This is a genomic window from Streptomyces sp. MMG1533 (genome assembly GCF_001279775.1).
In the GTDB taxonomy this organism is placed as follows: Bacteria; Actinomycetota; Actinomycetes; order Streptomycetales; family Streptomycetaceae; genus Streptomyces.
In genome coordinates this window covers 83410-100859 of record NZ_LGDG01000003.1, presented here as the reverse complement: position 1 = coordinate 100859, position 17450 = coordinate 83410, and the positions used below count along the sequence as shown (strand labels likewise).

Below are 17450 nucleotides of genomic sequence, written 5' to 3'. Positions count from 1 at the left end.
CGCCCCGGGTCCCCGGCCCAGGGTCTCCGCCCCAGGTCCCCGGCCCAGGGTCTCCGCCCCAGGTCCCCGGCCCAGATCTCCACCCCGGGCCCCCCGGCCAGGCACGCCGTCCCAGGTCTCCTCCCCGGGAAGCTCACCCCTTGCTGACCGCCGTAAGGATCTCCGGGAGTTGCCGAGCCGTGCGCGGGGCCGCCATGCGCAGCCCCGCCACCGTGATCGCCGCCCCGTAGGCCGCCCCCACCGGCAGCAGCAGCCAGCTCCACTCGTCGCCGCCCTCGCTGACGTTCAGCCAGATCGTCCCGGCGATGACGGGGGCGCACAGCAGGGCCGACGCGACCATGCCGCCCAGGATGGCCATGAAGGCGAGCCCGGACTGCCCGGGGGCCACGTTCTTGTAGCCCTCCTGCGGGATGGAGTACGGGAAGCGCGCGGACGTCCACGCGCCGGTCGCCAGCATCGCCCCGAGCAGCGCGAAGGACAGCCCGAGCACCTCGGGCAGCTTCGGCCAGTCGTCGAGCAGGGCCGTGGTCACGACGGTCACGAGGGTGGCGTACGGCAGGGTGATCACCAGCAGGGCCAGTGCGCGGGCGCGCAGCTCGACGTAGGCGTCCCGGGTCGAGGAGATCGTCATCGCGACCATCCAGAACGCGGAGGTGTCCTGGCCGAACTGGTTGTACATCTGCACGCCGAGCATCCCGGCGGCGAAGCAGGCGAAGTAGATCGAGCCGCTGCCCTGCAACGCGTTGAACACCGGCACGATCAGGCCGATGGCGAGGGACGTCACCCAGGCCGCCTTGGTCTTGGGGTCGCGCCACACGTAGCGCAGGCTGCGCTCCATGACCGTGCCGGTGCGGCCGGCGGGCAGCAGCCGGGACAGGCCGGTCGAGGTCCGTTCGCGGGCGGTGGAGTCGGCGGCCTGGAGCGTGGAGCCGTCCGGCGCGGTCATCAGCGCGGTCAGATGCCGTGACCACACGAGGAGCAGCGCCACCAGGGCCGCCGCGGTCAGGGCGAGTTGGAGGAGGGCCACGCCGTACGACCCCTCGCTCGCGGAGTCCGCCGCCCCGACAGCCGAGGCGGGCGGCACCCACTTCAGCACGTCGGCGGGCCCGTCCAGCTGGCCGAGACCACCGGCCCCCAGCCGCTGCGCACCGAAGTTGACGACCTGCGCCCCGATCGCGATGACCAGTCCGCTCAGCACCGCGAGATCCCGGCCCTTGCGGCTGGTCAGCAACCGGAGGTTGGCGGCGGCCACGGCCCGCGCGAGCGCCACGCACACCAGCAGCGCGAGGGCGGCGCCGACGACTCCGACGGCGTACGCCACACCCCCGTGCGCGACCGACACGACGGAACCGGCCAGCATGCACAGCGTGAACAGCGGGCCGATGCCGACCAGAGAGGCCGCGAGCAGTGCCCGCACCAGCGGGCGGGGCCGCAGCGGGAGCATGACCAGGCGGGTGGGGTCGAGGGTCTCGTCGCCGCCGGGGAAGAACAGCGGCATCACCGCCCAGCCCGCAGCCAGCACCGCGACCAGCAGCACGACCACGGACGCGGCGTGTTCGTGTCCGCGCAGTGCGATCAGGCCGATCAGCTGCAACGCGGAGAAGAGCAGTACGGCGACGGCGGAGGCGATGTAGGCGGCCCGCCGGCCACCGGACTGCCGTAGTCCGTTGCGCAACAGGGACAGCTTCAGCCGGACGACGACGGGGGTGATGGAGGCCGTCATGGTGCTCATCGGGTCGTCCCGCCGCCCAGCCAGTCGAGGTGGGAGCCGGTGTCGCGGCCGTGCGCGCCGACGAGTTCGAGGAACGCCCGCTGCAGGGTGGGCGCGTCGCCGCGGACCTGGGCGAGCGTGCCCTGGGCGCGGATGCGGCCCGCGGCCATCACCGCGACCCAGTCGCACAGGGACTCGACGAGTTCCATGACGTGGGAGGAGAAGACGACGGTGGCGCCGGAGGCGGTGTACCGCTCCAGCACGCCCCGGATGGTCTGCGCGGACACCGGGTCGACGCCCTCGAACGGCTCGTCGAGGAACAGCACTTCGGGGTTGTGGAGGAGCGCGGCCGCGAGCCCGATCTTCTTGCGCATACCGGTCGAGTAGTCGACGACGAGCTTGTGCTGCGCGCCCGCCAGGTCGAGGACGTCGAGGAGCTGGGCGACCCGTTTGTCGACCTCGGCCCCGGGCAGTCCGCGCAATCGCCCGGAGTAGGCGAGCAGTTCGCGCCCCGACAGCCGCTCGAACAGCCTCAGCCCCTCCGGCAGTACCCCGATCCGCGCCTTCACCTCCACCGGGTCCCGCCACACGTCGTGCCCGACGACCTCGACGGACCCCTGGTCGGGCCGCAGCAGTCCGGTGATCATGGAGAGCGTGGTGGTCTTGCCGGCCCCGTTCGGCCCGACGAGGCCGATGAACTTGCCGGCGGGCAGATCAAGATCGATCCCGGCAACGGCAACCTGCTGCCCGAAGCGCTTCCAGAGCCCACGTACCCGTACGGCGGCTGCACCCGCTACTGCTCCCGACGTCATGGGTGAACCCTACGGTGGGACAACGCCGCCCAGGGGTGCGGGACTGTGCCTCCGCGAACTACCGATCCCGCCCACACGCATAGGCCAGCGGCGAGATCAACTCCTCCGCGTCGGGAAGCCAGCGGTTGGCGGGGGTGGGCCGGCAGGCCCACTGCACGGCCCCCCGTGTCCCGAACCGACTGGGCGGCGCCGCCACGTACGCCCCTTCGCCGAGCGCCGTCAGATCGAGCAAGGACGGTGACCAGCCGAGCTTCCGTACGAGTTCGGGCATCTTCACGCAAGCACCGGGCAGCACGAAGAACTGCATCCGCCGGTCAGGAGTGAGGGTGACCGGGCCCAGCGTCAGCTCCATCCGCTCCATCCGCGCCAGCGCGAGAAAACCCGCGGTCTCCGGCACGTCGATCGCGTCGAACGTACGCCCCGTCGGCAACAGGATCGAAGCGCTCGGCTGTTTCTGCCACATCCGGCGGGCAACGGTCGCACTGCCGGTCGCCTGCGTCTCCCAGTCCGCACGCGCCGGGTGCGCGCCGGGTGCGGCGCACACGGCGTCGCCGCACGAGCAGCGCTGCACCCCGTCGACGGCTTCCAGCCAGGTGCCGGGGAAGACGTCCCAGTGGCGCTCCTCGGCGTAGCGTACGGCTGCATCCAGCAGCGATTCCCCGCGCTGCTTCGGAATCTGAGCGGCTTCGGTGCCCGCGATCGTCTCTTCCACGCTGAACACAACTCCCGCGTCCACCTCGGGTTACGGGCGTAGCGCGCGCGGGGGAGGAGCATCGATTCCGCATTTGGGGCGCATGGATGCACGTGTGGGGGCGCGCAGGAGGAGGCGAAGCGTGAGTTGGGTAGCCAGGTATGGGGGCGGCATCCGCCTTTACCCCGGCAATCCTCGCATGCCTCGCATTTTCGCTGTGTCGGCGGGGCATTGATCTTCACGGCCGGATCTTTTCGGTGGAAGACACGTCAACTCGGTGCGTGGGCAGGCACCGCAGCCACAGGGGGTACGCCATGGCCGCAAGGCCTCTCGTCGCGCGGCAGCCGAACGAACGGCTGCAGGCGCTCATCCAGGAAGCGGGTTGCTCCAACGCGGGGCTCGCCCGCCGGGTCAACATGTGCGGCGCCGAGCACGGTCTCGACCTGCGGTACGACAAGACGTCCGTGGCGCGCTGGCTGCGCGGACAGCAGCCACGCGGCCGCGCCCCGGCGATCATCGCGGAGGCGCTCGGCCGCAAACTCGGCCGTACGGTCACGATCGACGAGATCGGCATGGCCAACGGCAAGAACCTCGCCTCGGGCGTCGGCCTCCAGTTCTCGCCGACGGTGCTGGGAGCCATCGAGCAGGTGTGTGAGCTGTGGCGCAGTGACGTGGGCCGCCGGGACTTCCTGTCCGGCTCCTCCGTGGCCGCGTCCGCGCTGGTCGAACCGAGCCGGGACTGGCTGATCTCCTCGCCCGACTCGCAGGTGGCCCGTGCGGCGGGGCCGCGGGTGGGGCAGTCCGACGTGGCGGCGGTCCGCGCGATGACCCAGGCACTGTGCGACCTGGACCACCAGTACGGCAGCGGGCACGTACGCCCGGTCGTCGTGCACTACCTCAACAGTGTCGTGTCCGGGCTGCTGGCGGGCTCCTACCGTGAGGCGGTCGGCCGCGACCTGTTCGCCGCGGTGGCCCGACTGACGGAACTCGCGGGCTACATGGCCGTCGACACCGGTCAACCCGGCCTCGCCCAGCGCTACTACATCCAGGCCCTGCGGCTCGCGCAGGCGGCGGGCGACCGCGGCTACGGCGGGTACGTCCTCGCCGCCTCCATGAGCCACCTCGCCGCACAGCTCGGAAACCCGCGTGAGATCGCGCAGTTGGCGCGGGCGGCGCAGGAGGGCGCGCGCGGGCGCGTCACTCCGCGTGCGGAGTCGATGTTCCATGCGGCGGAGGCGCGAGGGCACGCGTTGATGGGCGACGCGCGGTCGGCCCAGGTGGCGTCCGGGCGTGCGGTGAGCGCGCTGGAGCAGGCGGACCCGTCCGCGGGGGACGACCCGGCGTGGATCGCGCACTTCGACGAGGCCTATCTCGCCGACGAGTTGGCGCACTGCCACCGGGACCTGGGGCAGGCCGAGGCGGCGGCGCGGTGCGCGCAGGAGTCGCTGGACGGGCACCCCGAGTCGCGGGCCCGGCGCAGGGCCATCGGCTATGTGCTGCTGGCCTCCGCGCAGGTGCAGCAGCGCGAGGTGGAACAGGCCTGCAACACCGGCCTGAAAGCGGTGGAGTTGCTGGAGACGCTCCGCTCCAACCGGGGTGCCGAGTACCTGGACGACTTCCAGCAACGCCTGGAGCCGTACCGGGACGAGCCGGTGGTAAGGGAGTTCGGCGCCCGCCTCGACCTTCAGGCGGCGGCGTGAAAGCCCGGGCCAAGAGAGCGTGAACGGCAGGAAAACGACGGCGCCGGAGGCGGAAGGAGGCCATGTAGAGCGGATGGGGGACCGGTTCTGTCACCGCGCGCATGGTGATCTGTTACTGCGGTCACAGGGACGCAGGTCACGTCATGAGCTGCGTGGCACCCGGCTCAGGGGACCCGGTAGCGTGAGCCGACGATTCCGAAGTTCCCCCATTCGTAGGAGTCCCGGTGACGCAGAGTGGACAGGGCGAGGAGCCCTCGCCGCGCGAGGCGCGCGAAGGCATCGTGCTGCCCTCCGACGGCGGGGAGCCCCTGCTGCCGGGAATGACGGGCGCCTACGGCGGAAACGGCGAATACGGCGGCGGTCAGGGCGGCTACGGCGGTCAGAGCGGCTACGACAGCCAGGGCGGCTATGACAGCCAGGGCGGCTATGGCGGTCCGCAGGCCGGTGCCGGTCACCACGCGCCGACGCCCGGCTCGCCGTCCGGCCCGGCATCCGGCCCGGCCGGCGGCCAGGCATGGGGCACGCCGTGGGGCCCCGACCAGCACCAGGCCCCGGCCCCGCCGCCGGGCCAGGGCTGGCCGAGCACGCCCGACCAGTCGTGGGGCACCCCCGACCCGTCCTGGGGCACGCCGGGCGGCAACCTGCCGCCGGAGGGAACACAGACGTACGGCCCCGACGCGTACGGCTCTCCCGCACCGCCCCCAGGCCGGTACGGCTCGGCGGGCGCCGACGCCTACGGCTCTCCGGTCGCCGGGCACGACAGCGGCCAGGGCGCTTCCCTGCCGCCCGCCGACGCCTACGGCTCCCCTGCCGCCGGAGCGCCTCTCCCGCCCGCCCAGGGCGCCTCCTTGCCGCCCGACGGCCCCTACGGCGCTCCCGGCGCCGGCGCGGGGCAGGGCGGCGCCCCGAACGCCGCCCTCCCGGCCCAGGGGCACGGCGGCCGGAACACGCCCCCGCCGCCCGTGGTGCACGGCGGTGGCGGTCACGCCGCCCCCCTGCCGCCCGTCGACGAGGGCGCCACCCAGTACATACCGCCCGTCGCGCCCGCCGCCGACGAGGGGGCGACGCAGTACATCCCGCCGGTGGGGCCCGGGGCGTTGCCGCCCGAGGTGCATGCCGAGTCGCCCGGTGAGTCGACGCAGTTCCTGGGCCGGCCCCCGCAGGGCGGCCCACGGGCCGCAGGAGCAGGGCCTCAGTCCCCTCCAGGGGCGATGCCCGCCGCCGGACCGATGCCCGCCGCAGGGCCGCTGCCGCCCGCGTCCGGTCCCGACGCCGAGGCCACCCAGTACATTCCGCCCGTGCCCGGGCAGGCGGGCGGGGACCGGCAGCCGCCCGCCGAGTTCGACAACCTCTTCCGCAGCGGCCCGGGCGGCGCGGCCCCGGCCGGGGCGACACAGCAGCTGCCGCGTTTCGAGCAGCCCGGCGCCCAGCCGCCGTACGGGCAGTCCGCGCAGCCGCCGTACGCCGGCCCGCCCCAGGCCCATGCGTACGACGACGATGACGGCGGCAGGCGAGGCGGCCGTGCCGGCTCCAGGGTTCCGCTGATCGCCGCCGTCGGGATCGGCATCGCCGTCCTCGGTATCGGCGCGGGCGCGCTGCTCGCCGGTGGTGGCGGCGACGACCAGGGCGACAAGAACCAGACCGTGTCCGCGACCGCCCCCGCGACCGATGGATCGGCCTCGCCGTCGGCGGACCCGGTCGAGGAGCAGGCCGTCGCGCTGGACAAGTTGCTGGCGGACAGCGGTGACAGCCGTTCCTCGGTGATCAGCGCGGTGGCCAATGTGAAGTCCTGCAAGAACCTCGGCCAGGCGGCCAAGGACCTGCGGGCCGCGGCCCAGCAGCGCACCGACCTGGTCACCCGGCTCTCCGGCCTCACGGTCGACCAGCTGCCCGACCATGCCGCGCTGACCGACGCCCTCACCAAGGCGTGGAAGGCGTCCGCGGCGGCCGACACCCACTATGCGGCGTGGGCCGACCAGACGGCCGGCAAGAAGGGCTGCAGGAAGGGGCAGGCGCGCACCACCGCCCAGACCCAGGCCGGCAACCGGGCGAGCGGCACCGCCAGCACCGAGAAGACCAAGGCCGCCCAGCTGTGGAACGCGATCGCGAAGCAGTACGGCCTGACGGAGCGCCAGCCGACCCAGCTGTGACCCGGACCCGCGGCTGAGGGGCCTGCCCGGCCCGGGCCCCTCAGCCCAGGTTCGCGTTCTTCAGCGTGCTCGTCACGTCGGTGAAGCCCTTCTTCGCCGACACCAGCCGCCCGCCCCGCACGACTTGCAGGGTCACGTCGGTGTTGACCAGGCGAGGGAAGCCGACGGAGGCGAGTTCGGCCTGGAACTCCCAGCGGAGCGTCGGCGTCAGACCGCCCGTCGAGACCTTGAGCCCGTCGTCCAGGGCCCGGCGCACGGAGTCGGCGCTCACCTCTCCGTCGCCCAGGGACTCGACGGCCGCCTTGAACACCGTGTAGGCGATCCAGGTCGTCTGCACCCCGGCGTCCGCGGGGTCGATCCGGTTGTCGCCGAAGGCCTTCTCGCTGATGACCTTCTTCATCGCGTCCCAGCGGGCGTCGGTCTCCACCGGGTACCAGCCGGTGATGTAAGACCCCTCGTACGGCCCGGAGCGCCCGCCGGAGGCGTCGATCACCGTCTGGTCGACGCTGCCGAGGACGGTGCCGGTGCGTACCTCCGGGTATTCCTCGCGGGCGCGGCGGAAGGAGTCCATGAAGGTGCCGGTGCGGTCGCCGATCGAGGGGACGACGCACCCCTTCTTCACCGAGTCGCCGGTGGTGTTCTTCAGTGCCGCCTCCGACTGCTCCGAGTACTCGGTGGCGTCCTCCGCGGCCCGCAGGTCCGCCGCGGTCGCGTGCCCGCCCGCCGTCAGGCCGGAGTCGAGCAGCACGGGCAGTTCGTCGCCGGCGATGGTGTCGGGCCGTACGAGGGCCACGGGGCCGCAGCTCGGGGCGAGGGCCTTGCCGAGGCCGGCCAGGAGGGTGGGGGCGCCGCCGTTGACGGGGTAGGAGAGCGGGCTGGTGAACTCGTCGGTGGTGACGCCGTAGCCGCCTATGTAGGGGATGCCCGAGCCCTCAAGGGGCGGGAAGAAGGAGTCGCTGTACTGGCTGTAGGAGCCGACGACCGCGACGACGCCCTCCTTGACCGCGCGCCGGGCGCACTTCGCCGCGGCCACGCTGTCGTTGTGGTCGTTGCAGGTCAGTACGGTGAGCTTGCGGCCGTTGATACCGCCCTGGGCGTTGATCCAGCGGGCGTACGCCTGGGCGAAGGCGGGCATGCCGGGTTTGTTGGTCGCACCGGTGTCCTGCGGGGCCCAGGTCATCACCTTGATCGGGTCGTCCCCGGAGCCCCCCGTGGCACCGGGAACGACCCCGCAACCGGCCGTCAGTGACGCGAACGCCACCAGTGCCCCCGCGGCGAGAGCCGTGGCTCTGGCGGGCCGGTTGAAAGGGGGGAGGAAGGTACTGCGGATGCGTCGCCTGCCGGTCATGGACACACACGCTTTCGTCACACCGCTAACCCGGGAGTGACCCTTGGTTATGACGTGGTGACGTGCGGGTGAACAGCGGGGGGCCGGTGAGGCGCCTGAGGCGAGGAACGTACGATCGATGACCGTGCAAGGTTCGGAGAACTCTTCCCGTCACGGCCGTCGCTCGTCCACCATGGGCGGCATGCCACAGAACGACATGCCGTGGTGGCGCTGGCGCAGCAATGTGCGCTCCGCGCTGCACATGCTCTCCGATCCGGTGTTCCAGCAGAACGTCTGGCTGGCCGGTGTCGACGGGTACGGGGACGTCACCGACGCCGTCTACCGCCTGGTCGAGGACACCTGGCTGGACAACTGGTCCGCCGAGAAGTACGTCGGCACGATCTTCCGGGACTCCCAGGAGGCGGCCCTCGTCGACACCGCCGTCCTGCGCGTGCTGCGGATCATGCACCAGGTCGGGCCGGACGCCCCGGTCTCCGTGTACGTCGACCACCAGGGGTGGCCGGACGCGGTCCGTGCGGCGCGTGACGCGCACGTACGGCTGGCGGTGGCCGACGGGGAGGACCCGGACGCGCCGCCGAGCACGCTCGAGGTGCTGCGGATCCTGACGCGGTCTGCGTAGCGAGACGGCAGGACGGCCCGGGCGCCGGATATGGGACCCTGTCCTGCATGAACGCCCAGTCCACCCGAGCCGCCGCTCCCGCCGACCAGTACGTCCTCACCCTCTCCTGCCCCGACAAGCAGGGCATCGTGCACGCCGTGTCGAGCTACCTCTTCATGACCGGCTGCAACATCGAGGACAGTCAGCAGTTCGGCGACCACGACACGGGACTGTTCTTCATGCGGGTCCACTTCTCGGCGGAGGCGCCGGTGACCGTGGACAAGCTGCGGGCCAGCTTCGCGGCGATCGGTGACGCCTTCCACATGGACTGGCAGATCAACCGGGCCGACGACAAGATGCGCATCGTGCTGATGGTCAGCAAGTTCGGGCACTGCCTGAACGACCTGCTCTTCCGCGCCCGGATCGGCGCGCTGCCGGTGGAGATCGCCGCCGTGGTGTCCAACCACACGGACTTCGCCGAGCTCGTGAGGTCTTACGACATCCCCTTCCACCACATCCCGGTGACGAAGGACACGAAGGCGGAGGCCGAGGCGCGGCTCCTCGATCTGGTGCGCGAGGAGAACGTCGAGCTGGTCGTCCTCGCCCGCTACATGCAGGTGCTCTCCGACGACCTGTGCAAGCAGCTCAGCGGCCGCATCATCAACATCCACCACTCCTTCCTGCCGAGCTTCAAGGGCGCGAAGCCGTACCACCAGGCGCACGCCCGCGGTGTGAAGCTGATCGGTGCCACCGCGCACTACGTGACCGCCGACCTCGACGAGGGCCCGATCATCGAGCAGGAGGTCGAGCGCGTCGGCCACGACGTGACGCCGGACCAGCTCGTCGCGATCGGCCGTGACGTGGAGTGCCAGGCGCTGGCGCGCGCGGTGAAGTGGCATGCGGAGCGGCGGATCCTGCTGAACGGGCGCCGGACGGTCGTGTTCGCCTGACGGCTGAGGGCCTCACATCCGGCTCAGTGACGCCGCCGCGAACAGCACGTCCTTGATCGCCTCCCGGTCCCCCAGCTGCCCCGCGGCAGCCTCCTGCGGGGACACGTGGCCCGCCGCCAGTCGGCAGAACTCCACGCCGTCCAGGGCGACATGGGCGACCTCGTGCTCGGCGGAACCCACCGCGCCGGGGGAGTCCAGGGGGATCAGCCACTCGCCGCCGCCGTGGCCCTCGATCTCCAGGCGCAGGCTGCGGCCGGGCTCGCCGACCGGGACCAGGTGCCGGCCGGGGGCCGGTGCGGCCAGCCCGGTCCGGCGTCGTACCGCCAGTGCGGCGGGCAGCATGCGGGCCGCGAGGTCGATCATGCGGTTGAGATGGCGCGGCGAGGGCGGGCCGTACGGGTAGTCCACCGCCTCGGCGATGTCCTCCGCGTGCACCCAGCACTCGAAGGCGCGGTCCAGCATCGCGTCGTGCAGCGGCAGTTCGAAGGCGCCGTACGGGACGGCCAGCCGGCCGGGGCCGCCGCCGGTGAAGGACACCGTGCGCACCAGGTCGTGGCTCTGCTCCCGCCAGGGCACACGGACCTTCCGGGTCGGCGGGAAGTGCGAGGCCCGCCAGTACGCCTCGGTCCGCGCGGTGGGTGTCGGCGCGTCGGCGGTGACCTCGCCCAGCGGGTCGTCGAGGCCGAGGGCGATCGCGACCAGCCCGTCGACGGTGAGCAGGTGCGCGATGACCCCGGCGACCGTCGTACGACGGCTCGTCGCCTCGTCGGCCTCGAACCAGCGCAGCCGCACGGGCGTGTGCCACTCGGCGTCGCCTATGTCCTGGAGCAGGGCGTCCAGGCGAGCCGTCTCGGCGTCGTACGGTGTCGCCCAGTCGGGCACCGGAATGCGGGGCGGGCGCCGGTCGAGGCAGCCCTCCAGGACGCGGGTGCGCAGGCCGGGGTCCAGGTCGAGGCTCTCCGGGCGCTGCAGCAGGCCGACCGCCTCGCGCAGGCGCAGGGCCTCGTCCGCGCAGTTTCCGCAGTCCCCGAGGTGGTCCTCGACGGCCAGCGTCTCCTCCGGCGAGCAGGCGGCGAGCGCCCACGCCCCGAGGAGCGCCTTCAGGACGGCGTGCTCCAGGATGAGCGGCGGGGCGGGCGGGGGCGGCTCCTGCAGCGCGGGCAGTGGCCGGTCGCCGTCCTCGACGGAGGCGCGGGGCATGGGGATGAGGGGTGGCAGGCCGGGGCCGGGGTCGGGGGTGTGGCCGTTGCCGGGGCCGGCGGGGCCGCCGTGCCCGCCCTGGTCGTGGCTCAGGTCGGCGCCCATGTCGTCGTCGGGCTTGTGGGAGCCGTCGTACCCCTCCTGGCCTTCCTGTCCTGTCCCTCCCTCGTCGTCGCCGTGCTCGCCGAACGCCTCGAAGCGGCCCGTCCCGCTCATGCCGCACCCCCGTATCCGGGTGGTGCCCCGGGTGCTCCGGCGTCGTGGGCGGTGGAGAGCAGTTGCAGGCCGAGGCGGAGCCGGCGGCGGGCCTCGTCCTCGGTGACGCCGAGGTCGGCGGCGGTCTGGCGGTAGTCGCGGCGCTGGAAGTAGGCGAGCTCCAGGGCGGCCCGCAGGGGCACGGGCATGGACTGGACGATGTAGTCGGCGCGGGCGGCGACCGAGGCGTGGCGGACCTTGCGCTCCAGGTCCTCGGTGGTGCCGTGGCCCTCCCGGGTCAGGGCGGCGGTCTCGGTGGCGCGCAGCCGCTGCACGGCGAGGCGGTGGGTCAGGGCGGCGACCCAGGAGCGCAGGGGGCCCTGTTTGGGGTCGTAGGTGTCGGGGTGCTCCCAGACATGGGCGAAGACCTCGCGGGTGATGCCGTCGGCGGCGCGTTCGTCGCCGAGGACGCGATGGGCGAGGCCGTGCACGAGCGAGGCGAAGCGGTCGTAGAGCTCACCGAGGGCGGCCGCCTCACCGCGTGCGAGCCGCTGCTGCATCTTGCGGTCCCAGCGGGGCGGTGCGTCCTTCTTCGCCATGCGGCCCCCTCAGCCTGCCCGTGTCCCGGCTCGTGTCCCTGTCAAGCCTGCGCCCACCGTCTCCTCGAATGTAGTCGGCACCTCCGAAACCGCACGCCCCTTTGTTCCAATGCGCGCCCCCCGGGGCCGCGAGGTGGTAGTGGATCTCGACGGGCACTGTCCTCGAAGACGGCGCCTACCCGAACCCCGCCCGATCAGACCCGATCGAACAGGATCGAATACGGCGGAAACCAGCCTCTTTTGATTTGCTGCCGTTTCTGGGCCTGTGTTTCAGGGAACGGCCGCTGGGCAGCCGCGCTGCAAGGAAGCGTAGGGATGGCTTCCGTTTGCTTTCCGGCGAGCGAAGGGCATGGTGGTGGCGTTCAATGTGACCGGCGGTGGGCAGGGCGAGTGGGCCGTGCTCCAGGTGTCGGGCGAGCTGGACCTGGTGACGTCGCCGGTGCTGCGTCAGCGGGTGCACGACGTGGTCGCCGAGGGCGGCCACAGCATCGTCCTCGACCTCTCCGAAGTCTTCTTCTGCGACTCCAGCGGCGTGGGCGTTCTCATAGCCTCCCGCCGCCTCATCCGCTCCTGTCAGGGCAGGCTCCGCCTGATCCTCCCGGCCAAGGGCGCGGAGGACGGCTCCCACGTCAACAGAGTGCTCGGCGCGCTGGGCGTCCGTCGGCTCTTCGACGTCCATCCGGATCTCGACTCGGCCGTGACCGAAGAGGCCGGCCCCCTGTCGGCCTGAGGCCCGGGGCTGTCGCTCTGCCACACCGTTGTCCCGAAATCCCCCCGGTCTTGGCACAAGCGTCACTTTCCCGCGCCCGGAGGGCCTTCCGCGTCATACGCTCCGTGCGGAGGCGGAGGGCCTCGCACCCCGACGTCACGTAAGGCGGCACGAAGAGACATGGTCAGCAGCGAGTACGAGCGCCGGATCGCGGCCCGGTTCGCCACCTTCGACCAGGACGGCAACGGCTACATCGACCGCGAGGACTTCAACGTGGCGGCCAAGGCGCTGCTCACGGAGTTCGGCACGGCGGCCCGGTCCGACAAGGGACAGGCCCTGTATCTCGGTGCCGAGGCGTTCTGGCAGGGCATGGCCGGTATAGCGGACCGGGACGGCGACCAGCGCATCACCCGGGAGGAGTTCGTGGGCGGTGCGGTCAAGCGCCTGCGTGACAACCCCGAGGGCTTCGCCGAGATCGCCCGCCCCTTCCTGCACGCGGCGCTCGCGGTAGCCGACCCGGACGGGGACGGCGCGGCCACCGTCGAGGACACCGCGCGCGTGCTCGGGATCCTGGGCGTTCCCCAGGACATCGCCCGGGCCGCCGCGACCGCGCTCGACACGGACGCCGACGGCAAGGTCGGCGAGACCGAGATCGTGACCGCCTTCGCGCGTTACTTCACCGTCCCCGAGTGACCTGAGAAACGCTCCCTGAGCTTGTACTTGAGCACCTTCCGCAGCGTCTCGCCCCGCGGAAGGGCGTCCACCACCTCCAGCCGCTCCGGCAGCTTGTGCGTCGACAGTCCTTCCGCGCGCAGGTACGACGTCACCGCGTCCAGGGTCAACTCCTGGGCCCCGGAGGCCCCGGAGGCCCCGGAGGCCCCGGAGGCACCGGAGGCCCCGGAGGCCCCGGAGGCACCGGACGGCTGTTCCGCCGCCTCGACCACGGCACAGACCAGCTCTCCGCGCTCCGCGTCCGGCAGCCCGATCACCGCCACGTCCCCGACGCCCGGATGACGGTGCAGCAGGTCCTCGATCTCCTTCGCCGAGATGTTCTCGCCCTTGCGGATGATGACGTCCTTGAGCCGGCCGGTGAGGACGAGATGGCCGGTGTCCGTCAGACGTCCGAGGTCCCCGGTACGCAGGAACCCCTCCTCGTCGAAGGCTTCCGCCGTCTGGGACGGATCCAGGTATCCCCGGCACACGGCCTCCCCCTTCAGCCGCACCTCGCCGTCCACGATCCGTATCTCCATCTCCTCGGGCGGCCGCCCCTCCGTCGTCGCGAGGTTGTCCACCGAGTCGTCCGGCGCCCCCATCGTGATCATCGGCACCTCGGTCATGCCGTACCCGTGGGTCAGCTGCACCCCCATCTCCCGTACGACGGCGTGGTACACCTCCGGCGGCTTGGGAGCCCCGCCGCCCGCGAGCAGCCGCAGGGAGGGAATGACCGGGACGCCCGGCTGCTTGCGCTGCTCCGCGAGGAACATCGAGTAGAAGGCGGTCGATCCGCCCGCCATCGTCACCCCGTGCCTGCGGTACCCCTCCAGCGCGTCCGGCAGCGCGAACTGCTCGAACATCACCGCCGGGAAGCCGTACAGCAGCAGCATCACCATGTAGTCGGGGCCGCCGATGTGGGCGTACGGGAAGGCGATCGAGCCGATGTCGGATGCGGAGGGCCGTAGCGCGTGCGCGAGGCAGGAGCCGCCCGCGATCAGCGAACGGTCCGTGTGCAGTACGCCCTTGGGGGACGAGGTCGTGCCCGAGGTCCAGTAGATCCAGCGGACCGAGGTGCCCTCGGCGGGCGGCGGAGGCAGCACGCTCGGGGCGCCGTCGGGCAGGCGGTCGTACGCCTCGATGATCCCCTTCGCGCCGAGCCGCCGTGCCATCTCCGTGTGGTCGTAGCCGCGCCACTCGCCCGGCACCGCGAAGTACTCCGCCTTCGACTCGCGCAGCGCGAAGGCGACCTCGCGGTCCCGGTAGAACGGGATGACCGGGGTCTGTACGGCGCCCAGACGGGCCAGCGCGAAGGACAGCAGAGCCGTCTCGATACGGGTGGGCAGCTGCCAGGCGACGACCGTGCCGGGGCGTACGCCGAGGTCGTGCAGGCCCGCCGCGACCCGCTCGGCACGATTGCGCAGCTCTCCGAAGCTCAGCGCACGGTCGTCCTGGAGGAGGACCGGGCGGTCGGGGGTGAGGTCGGCGCGGCGGGAGACCAGGTCCCAGAGGGTGCGGGATGCGCCGAGCGCACGGGCGGTGTCGTTCACAACGGCCCCCTGTGTAGCTGACGGGTAGTCAGATGGTGGGCAGAGCGTAGGGCTCGGTGCCTTGTCGGTCCAGGGGTGCGGGGCTAGCCTTCCCCGCAGTCACGTCTGATGGTTCGTCAGATCCGGGGAGGCCGCCGGTGGATCTCGCCCACTCGCCCGAAGAGCAGGAGTTCCGGACGCGGTTGAGGGAGTGGCTGGCGAAGGCGCTGCCCACACTGCCGCCGAAGCCGTCGCCCGACGACTGGCCCGGACGACGCGCCTACGACCTCGGCTGGCAGCGCATGCTCCACGACGCCGGGTACGCCGGCCTCCACTGGCCCGTCGACGCGGGCGGCCGGGGCGCCACCCCGACCCAGCATCTGATCTTCCTGGAGGAGACCGAGAAGGCCGGCGCGCCCTACGTGGGCGCCAACTTCGTGGGGCTGCTGCACGCCGGGCCGACGATCGCCGCCGAGGGGACGCCCGGGCAGCGGGCGCGCTGGCTGCCGCCCGTGCTGCGCGGCGAGGAGGTCTGGTGCCAGGGCTTCAGCGAACCGGACGCCGGAAGCGACCTCGCGGCGCTGCGCACGCGCGCGTGCCGGGACGGCGACGACTACGTGGTGACCGGTTCCAAGATCTGGACCTCGCACGCCGAAGTCGCCGACTGGTGCGAGCTGTTGGTGCGGACCGACCCGCACGCGCCGAAGCACCGGGGCATCACCTGGCTCGCCCTGCCGATGGACTCCCCGGGGATCACCGTACGGCCGCTCAGGACCCTCGCCGGGTCCGCCGAGTTCGCCGAGGTGTTCCTGGACGAGGTGCGGGTGCCCGTCGCGAACCGGGTCGGCGACGAGAACGACGGCTGGCGTGTGACCATGGTGACGCTGTCCTTCGAGCGCGGCACGGCCTTCGTGGGCGAGGTGGTCGCCTGCCGCCGCGTGCTGGGCGAACTCGCCCGTACGGCCCGGAAGAACGGCAGCTGGGACGACCCGGTGCTCCGGCGGCGGCTGGGCCGGCTGAACGCCGAGTTCCGCGCCCTGTGGCGGCTGACGCAGTGGAACGTGAGCGAGGCGGAGGCGAGCGGCGGCGTACCCGGCGTGGGGGCCTCGGTCTTCAAGCTGCGGTACTCGCAGGCCCGCCAGGAGCTGTACGACGCCGCCGCCGACGTCCTCGGCCCCGACCGTCTCGACCTGGACCGGCCGTGGACCCTCGACAGGCTCTCGTCCCTGTCGTACACCATCGCGGCCGGGACCTCGCAGATCCAGCGGAACATCGTGGCCGAGCGGATCCTCGGGCTGCCGAAGGGGCGATGACGTGCGTTTCCGACTGACCGAGGACCAGCGGGCCCTGCGGGACGGCGTACGGCAGCTGCTGGCGCGCCGTTTCGACCGCGAGGCGCTGCGGGCGGCCGTGGCGGCGCCGGGACTGGACCGCGCGCTGTGGCGGGAGCTCGGCGCGGCGGGGTTCTTCGCGCTGCGGCTGCCGGAGGCCGACGGCGGCGTCGGACTCGGGCTTGCCGAAGCGGTGTTGGCCTTCGAGGAGGCGGGGCGGGTGCTGCTGCCCGGACCGCTGGTGGCCACGCATCTCGCGGCGGGGAGCGTGCCGGGGGCGGCGGCCGGGGACGTGGTCGTGACCGCCGTCGACGGGGGGCTGGTGGAGTGGCTGGCCGAGGCGGACGTCGTACAGGGGGAGGTGTCCGGTGCCGTACCGCTGCGGTCGGTGGATCCGCTGACGCCGCTGCACCGGGTGGCCGCCGTGACCTCCCCGGACCCCGTCGCCGTACTCCTCACCGCCGCCGAGCAGCTGGGCACCGCCACGCGCGCGTGCGAGCTGGCCGTGCAACACGCCCGGACGCGTGAGCAGTTCGGGCAGCCGATCGGGGCCTTCCAGGCGGTCAAACACCTGTGTGCCGAGATGCTGGTACGGGCGGAGGTGGCCCGGGCCGCGGTGTACGCGGCGGCCGTCACGGCCGACCCGCTGGACATCGCGGCGGCCCGGCTGCTCGCCGACGAGGCCGCCGTGCGCGGCACCCGGGACTGTCTCCAGGTGCACGGCGGGATGGGCTTCACCTGGGAGAGCGAGGTGCACCTGCATCTGAAGCGGGCCTGGGTGCGGGCTCAACGTGGTGGAGCGAACACGGAGAGTGAGGAGGCTCTCGCGGCCGATCTGGTGGACTGAGAGCCGGAGACCAGGGGTGGGCTGGGCTATCTCCGAGGCGGCCCGGACGAGTGTCGCGGATTGTGGCATACCGGAATCACGGAGCGTTGATATCGGGTTGTGTCCTAGGTGTGACTCGTCACGTCCCGGAGTCGGAGTGTCGCTCCGGTACCTTGTGTGAGATGCGAATGGTTCCGAGCACGAGCCATGCCGGTGTTGCCTTCGGGGCGGCTCCGGATCCGGCGGTGCGCGCCGCTGTTCGCAGGGCAGAAAGGCCGTCGGCCTCTGCTTGTTCGACTTCCCACGACGAGCGTCGCACAGTATGCCGCACGGGTACTCCTTCGCGCTGGAATATGCCCGAAGCGCTTGTTGGAGTGACTGTACGTCAAC

The 17450-nt window shown here is 72.3% G+C and carries 15 protein-coding genes; 8 read left to right on the top strand and 7 right to left on the bottom strand.

Annotation, left to right across the window (positions count from 1 at the left end):
• Positions 1–133: 133 nt before the first annotated feature.
• The 3 genes from ADK57_RS02175 to ADK57_RS02165 are packed head-to-tail and all read right to left on the bottom strand — an operon-like array spanning position 134 to position 3244.
• Positions 134–1723 carry a transporter gene (locus ADK57_RS02175; protein ID WP_078972898.1) on the bottom strand — a complete coding sequence of 530 codons (1590 nt, stop codon included), beginning with the start codon at positions 1721–1723 and terminating at the stop codon, positions 134–136.
• A gap of 5 nt (positions 1724–1728) precedes the next feature.
• A complete protein-coding gene (locus ADK57_RS02170) occupies positions 1729–2523 on the bottom strand; it encodes an ABC transporter ATP-binding protein (protein WP_053747589.1) in 795 nt (264 codons plus the stop codon).
• Between the two features lie 58 nt (positions 2524–2581).
• Positions 2582–3244 (bottom strand): bifunctional DNA primase/polymerase, encoded by a 663-nt coding sequence (locus ADK57_RS02165; protein WP_107091458.1) that lies wholly within the window; start codon positions 3242–3244, stop codon positions 2582–2584.
• Between the two features lie 284 nt (positions 3245–3528).
• Here ADK57_RS02165 and ADK57_RS02160 point away from each other — a divergent pair, with 284 nt between their 5' ends.
• A complete protein-coding gene (locus ADK57_RS02160) occupies positions 3529–4914 on the top strand; it encodes a hypothetical protein (protein WP_053747588.1) in 1386 nt (461 codons plus the stop codon).
• Positions 4915–5138: 224 nt separating this feature from the next.
• Positions 5139–7064 (top strand): hypothetical protein, encoded by a 1926-nt coding sequence (locus ADK57_RS02155; RefSeq protein ID WP_053747587.1) that lies wholly within the window; start codon positions 5139–5141, stop codon positions 7062–7064.
• Positions 7065–7104: 40 nt separating this feature from the next.
• On the opposite strand, the gene ADK57_RS02150 is transcribed toward ADK57_RS02155, so the two are convergent.
• On the bottom strand, positions 7105–8412 hold the full coding sequence (locus tag ADK57_RS02150) for an ABC transporter substrate-binding protein (protein ID WP_053747646.1): 1308 nt from the start codon (positions 8410–8412) through the stop codon (positions 7105–7107).
• A gap of 118 nt (positions 8413–8530) precedes the next feature.
• Here ADK57_RS02150 and ADK57_RS02145 point away from each other — a divergent pair, with 118 nt between their 5' ends.
• Positions 8531–9031: an SCO4402 family protein gene (locus tag ADK57_RS02145; protein WP_053747586.1), complete on the top strand. Its 501-nt coding sequence runs from the start codon at positions 8531–8533 to the stop codon at positions 9029–9031.
• 47 nt (positions 9032–9078) lie between these two features.
• Entirely contained in the window at positions 9079–9960 is an 882-nt protein-coding gene (gene purU / locus ADK57_RS02140) for a formyltetrahydrofolate deformylase (protein ID WP_053747585.1), read from the top strand.
• Between the two features lie 12 nt (positions 9961–9972).
• Here the strand turns inward: purU and ADK57_RS02135 are convergent, their stop codons facing one another.
• Together ADK57_RS02135 and ADK57_RS02130 are read right to left on the bottom strand one after the other, a co-directional pair.
• Positions 9973–11376, bottom strand: a complete 1404-nt coding sequence (locus ADK57_RS02135; RefSeq protein ID WP_053747584.1) for a maleylpyruvate isomerase N-terminal domain-containing protein — start codon at positions 11374–11376, stop codon at positions 9973–9975.
• On the bottom strand, positions 11373–11954 hold the full coding sequence (locus ADK57_RS02130; RefSeq protein ID WP_053747583.1) for a sigma-70 family RNA polymerase sigma factor: 582 nt from the start codon (positions 11952–11954) through the stop codon (positions 11373–11375). Before ADK57_RS02130 ends, ADK57_RS02135 begins: the two co-directional genes overlap by 4 nt.
• A gap of 349 nt (positions 11955–12303) precedes the next feature.
• On the opposite strand from ADK57_RS02130, the gene ADK57_RS02125 reads away from it, so the two are divergent.
• Positions 12304–12684 (top strand): STAS domain-containing protein, encoded by a 381-nt coding sequence (locus ADK57_RS02125; protein WP_053747582.1) that lies wholly within the window; start codon positions 12304–12306, stop codon positions 12682–12684.
• A gap of 159 nt (positions 12685–12843) precedes the next feature.
• The gene (locus ADK57_RS02120; protein WP_053747581.1) at positions 12844–13356 is read left to right on the top strand and encodes an EF-hand domain-containing protein; all 513 of its coding nucleotides are present in this window, start codon (positions 12844–12846) and stop codon (positions 13354–13356) included.
• Here ADK57_RS02120 and ADK57_RS02115 read toward each other — a convergent pair.
• On the bottom strand, positions 13335–14924 hold the full coding sequence (locus ADK57_RS02115; protein ID WP_053747580.1) for a class I adenylate-forming enzyme family protein: 1590 nt from the start codon (positions 14922–14924) through the stop codon (positions 13335–13337). The genes ADK57_RS02120 and ADK57_RS02115 overlap by 22 nt on opposite strands.
• Positions 14925–15061: 137 nt before the next feature.
• On the opposite strand from ADK57_RS02115, the gene ADK57_RS02110 reads away from it, so the two are divergent.
• Both ADK57_RS02110 and ADK57_RS02105 read left to right on the top strand, forming a co-directional pair.
• A complete protein-coding gene (locus tag ADK57_RS02110; protein WP_053747579.1) occupies positions 15062–16216 on the top strand; it encodes an acyl-CoA dehydrogenase in 1155 nt (384 codons plus the stop codon).
• A gap of 1 nt (position 16217) precedes the next feature.
• A complete protein-coding gene (locus tag ADK57_RS02105; RefSeq protein ID WP_053747578.1) occupies positions 16218–17081 on the top strand; it encodes an acyl-CoA dehydrogenase family protein in 864 nt (287 codons plus the stop codon).
• Positions 17082–17450: the final 369 nt, after the last annotated feature.

Bases quoted from the DNA above. Each gene is read 5' to 3' on its own strand.
- ADK57_RS02125 (WP_053747582.1), top strand. From the start codon at position 12,304: ATGGTGGTGGCGTTCAATGTGACCGGCGGTGGGCAGGGCGAGTGGGCC.
- ADK57_RS02175 (WP_078972898.1), bottom strand. From the start codon at position 1,723: ATGACGGCCTCCATCACCCCCGTCGTCGTCCGGCTGAAGCTGTCCCTG.
- ADK57_RS02160 (WP_053747588.1), top strand. From the start codon at position 3,529: ATGGCCGCAAGGCCTCTCGTCGCGCGGCAGCCGAACGAACGGCTGCAG.
- ADK57_RS02135 (WP_053747584.1), bottom strand. From the start codon at position 11,376: ATGAGCGGGACGGGCCGCTTCGAGGCGTTCGGCGAGCACGGCGACGAC.
- ADK57_RS02145 (WP_053747586.1), top strand. From the start codon at position 8,531: ATGACCGTGCAAGGTTCGGAGAACTCTTCCCGTCACGGCCGTCGCTCG.
- purU (WP_053747585.1), top strand. From the start codon at position 9,079: ATGAACGCCCAGTCCACCCGAGCCGCCGCTCCCGCCGACCAGTACGTC.
- ADK57_RS02130 (WP_053747583.1), bottom strand. From the start codon at position 11,954: ATGGCGAAGAAGGACGCACCGCCCCGCTGGGACCGCAAGATGCAGCAG.
- ADK57_RS02170 (WP_053747589.1), bottom strand. From the start codon at position 2,523: ATGACGTCGGGAGCAGTAGCGGGTGCAGCCGCCGTACGGGTACGTGGG.
- ADK57_RS02150 (WP_053747646.1), bottom strand. From the start codon at position 8,412: ATGACCGGCAGGCGACGCATCCGCAGTACCTTCCTCCCCCCTTTCAAC.
- ADK57_RS02120 (WP_053747581.1), top strand. From the start codon at position 12,844: ATGGTCAGCAGCGAGTACGAGCGCCGGATCGCGGCCCGGTTCGCCACC.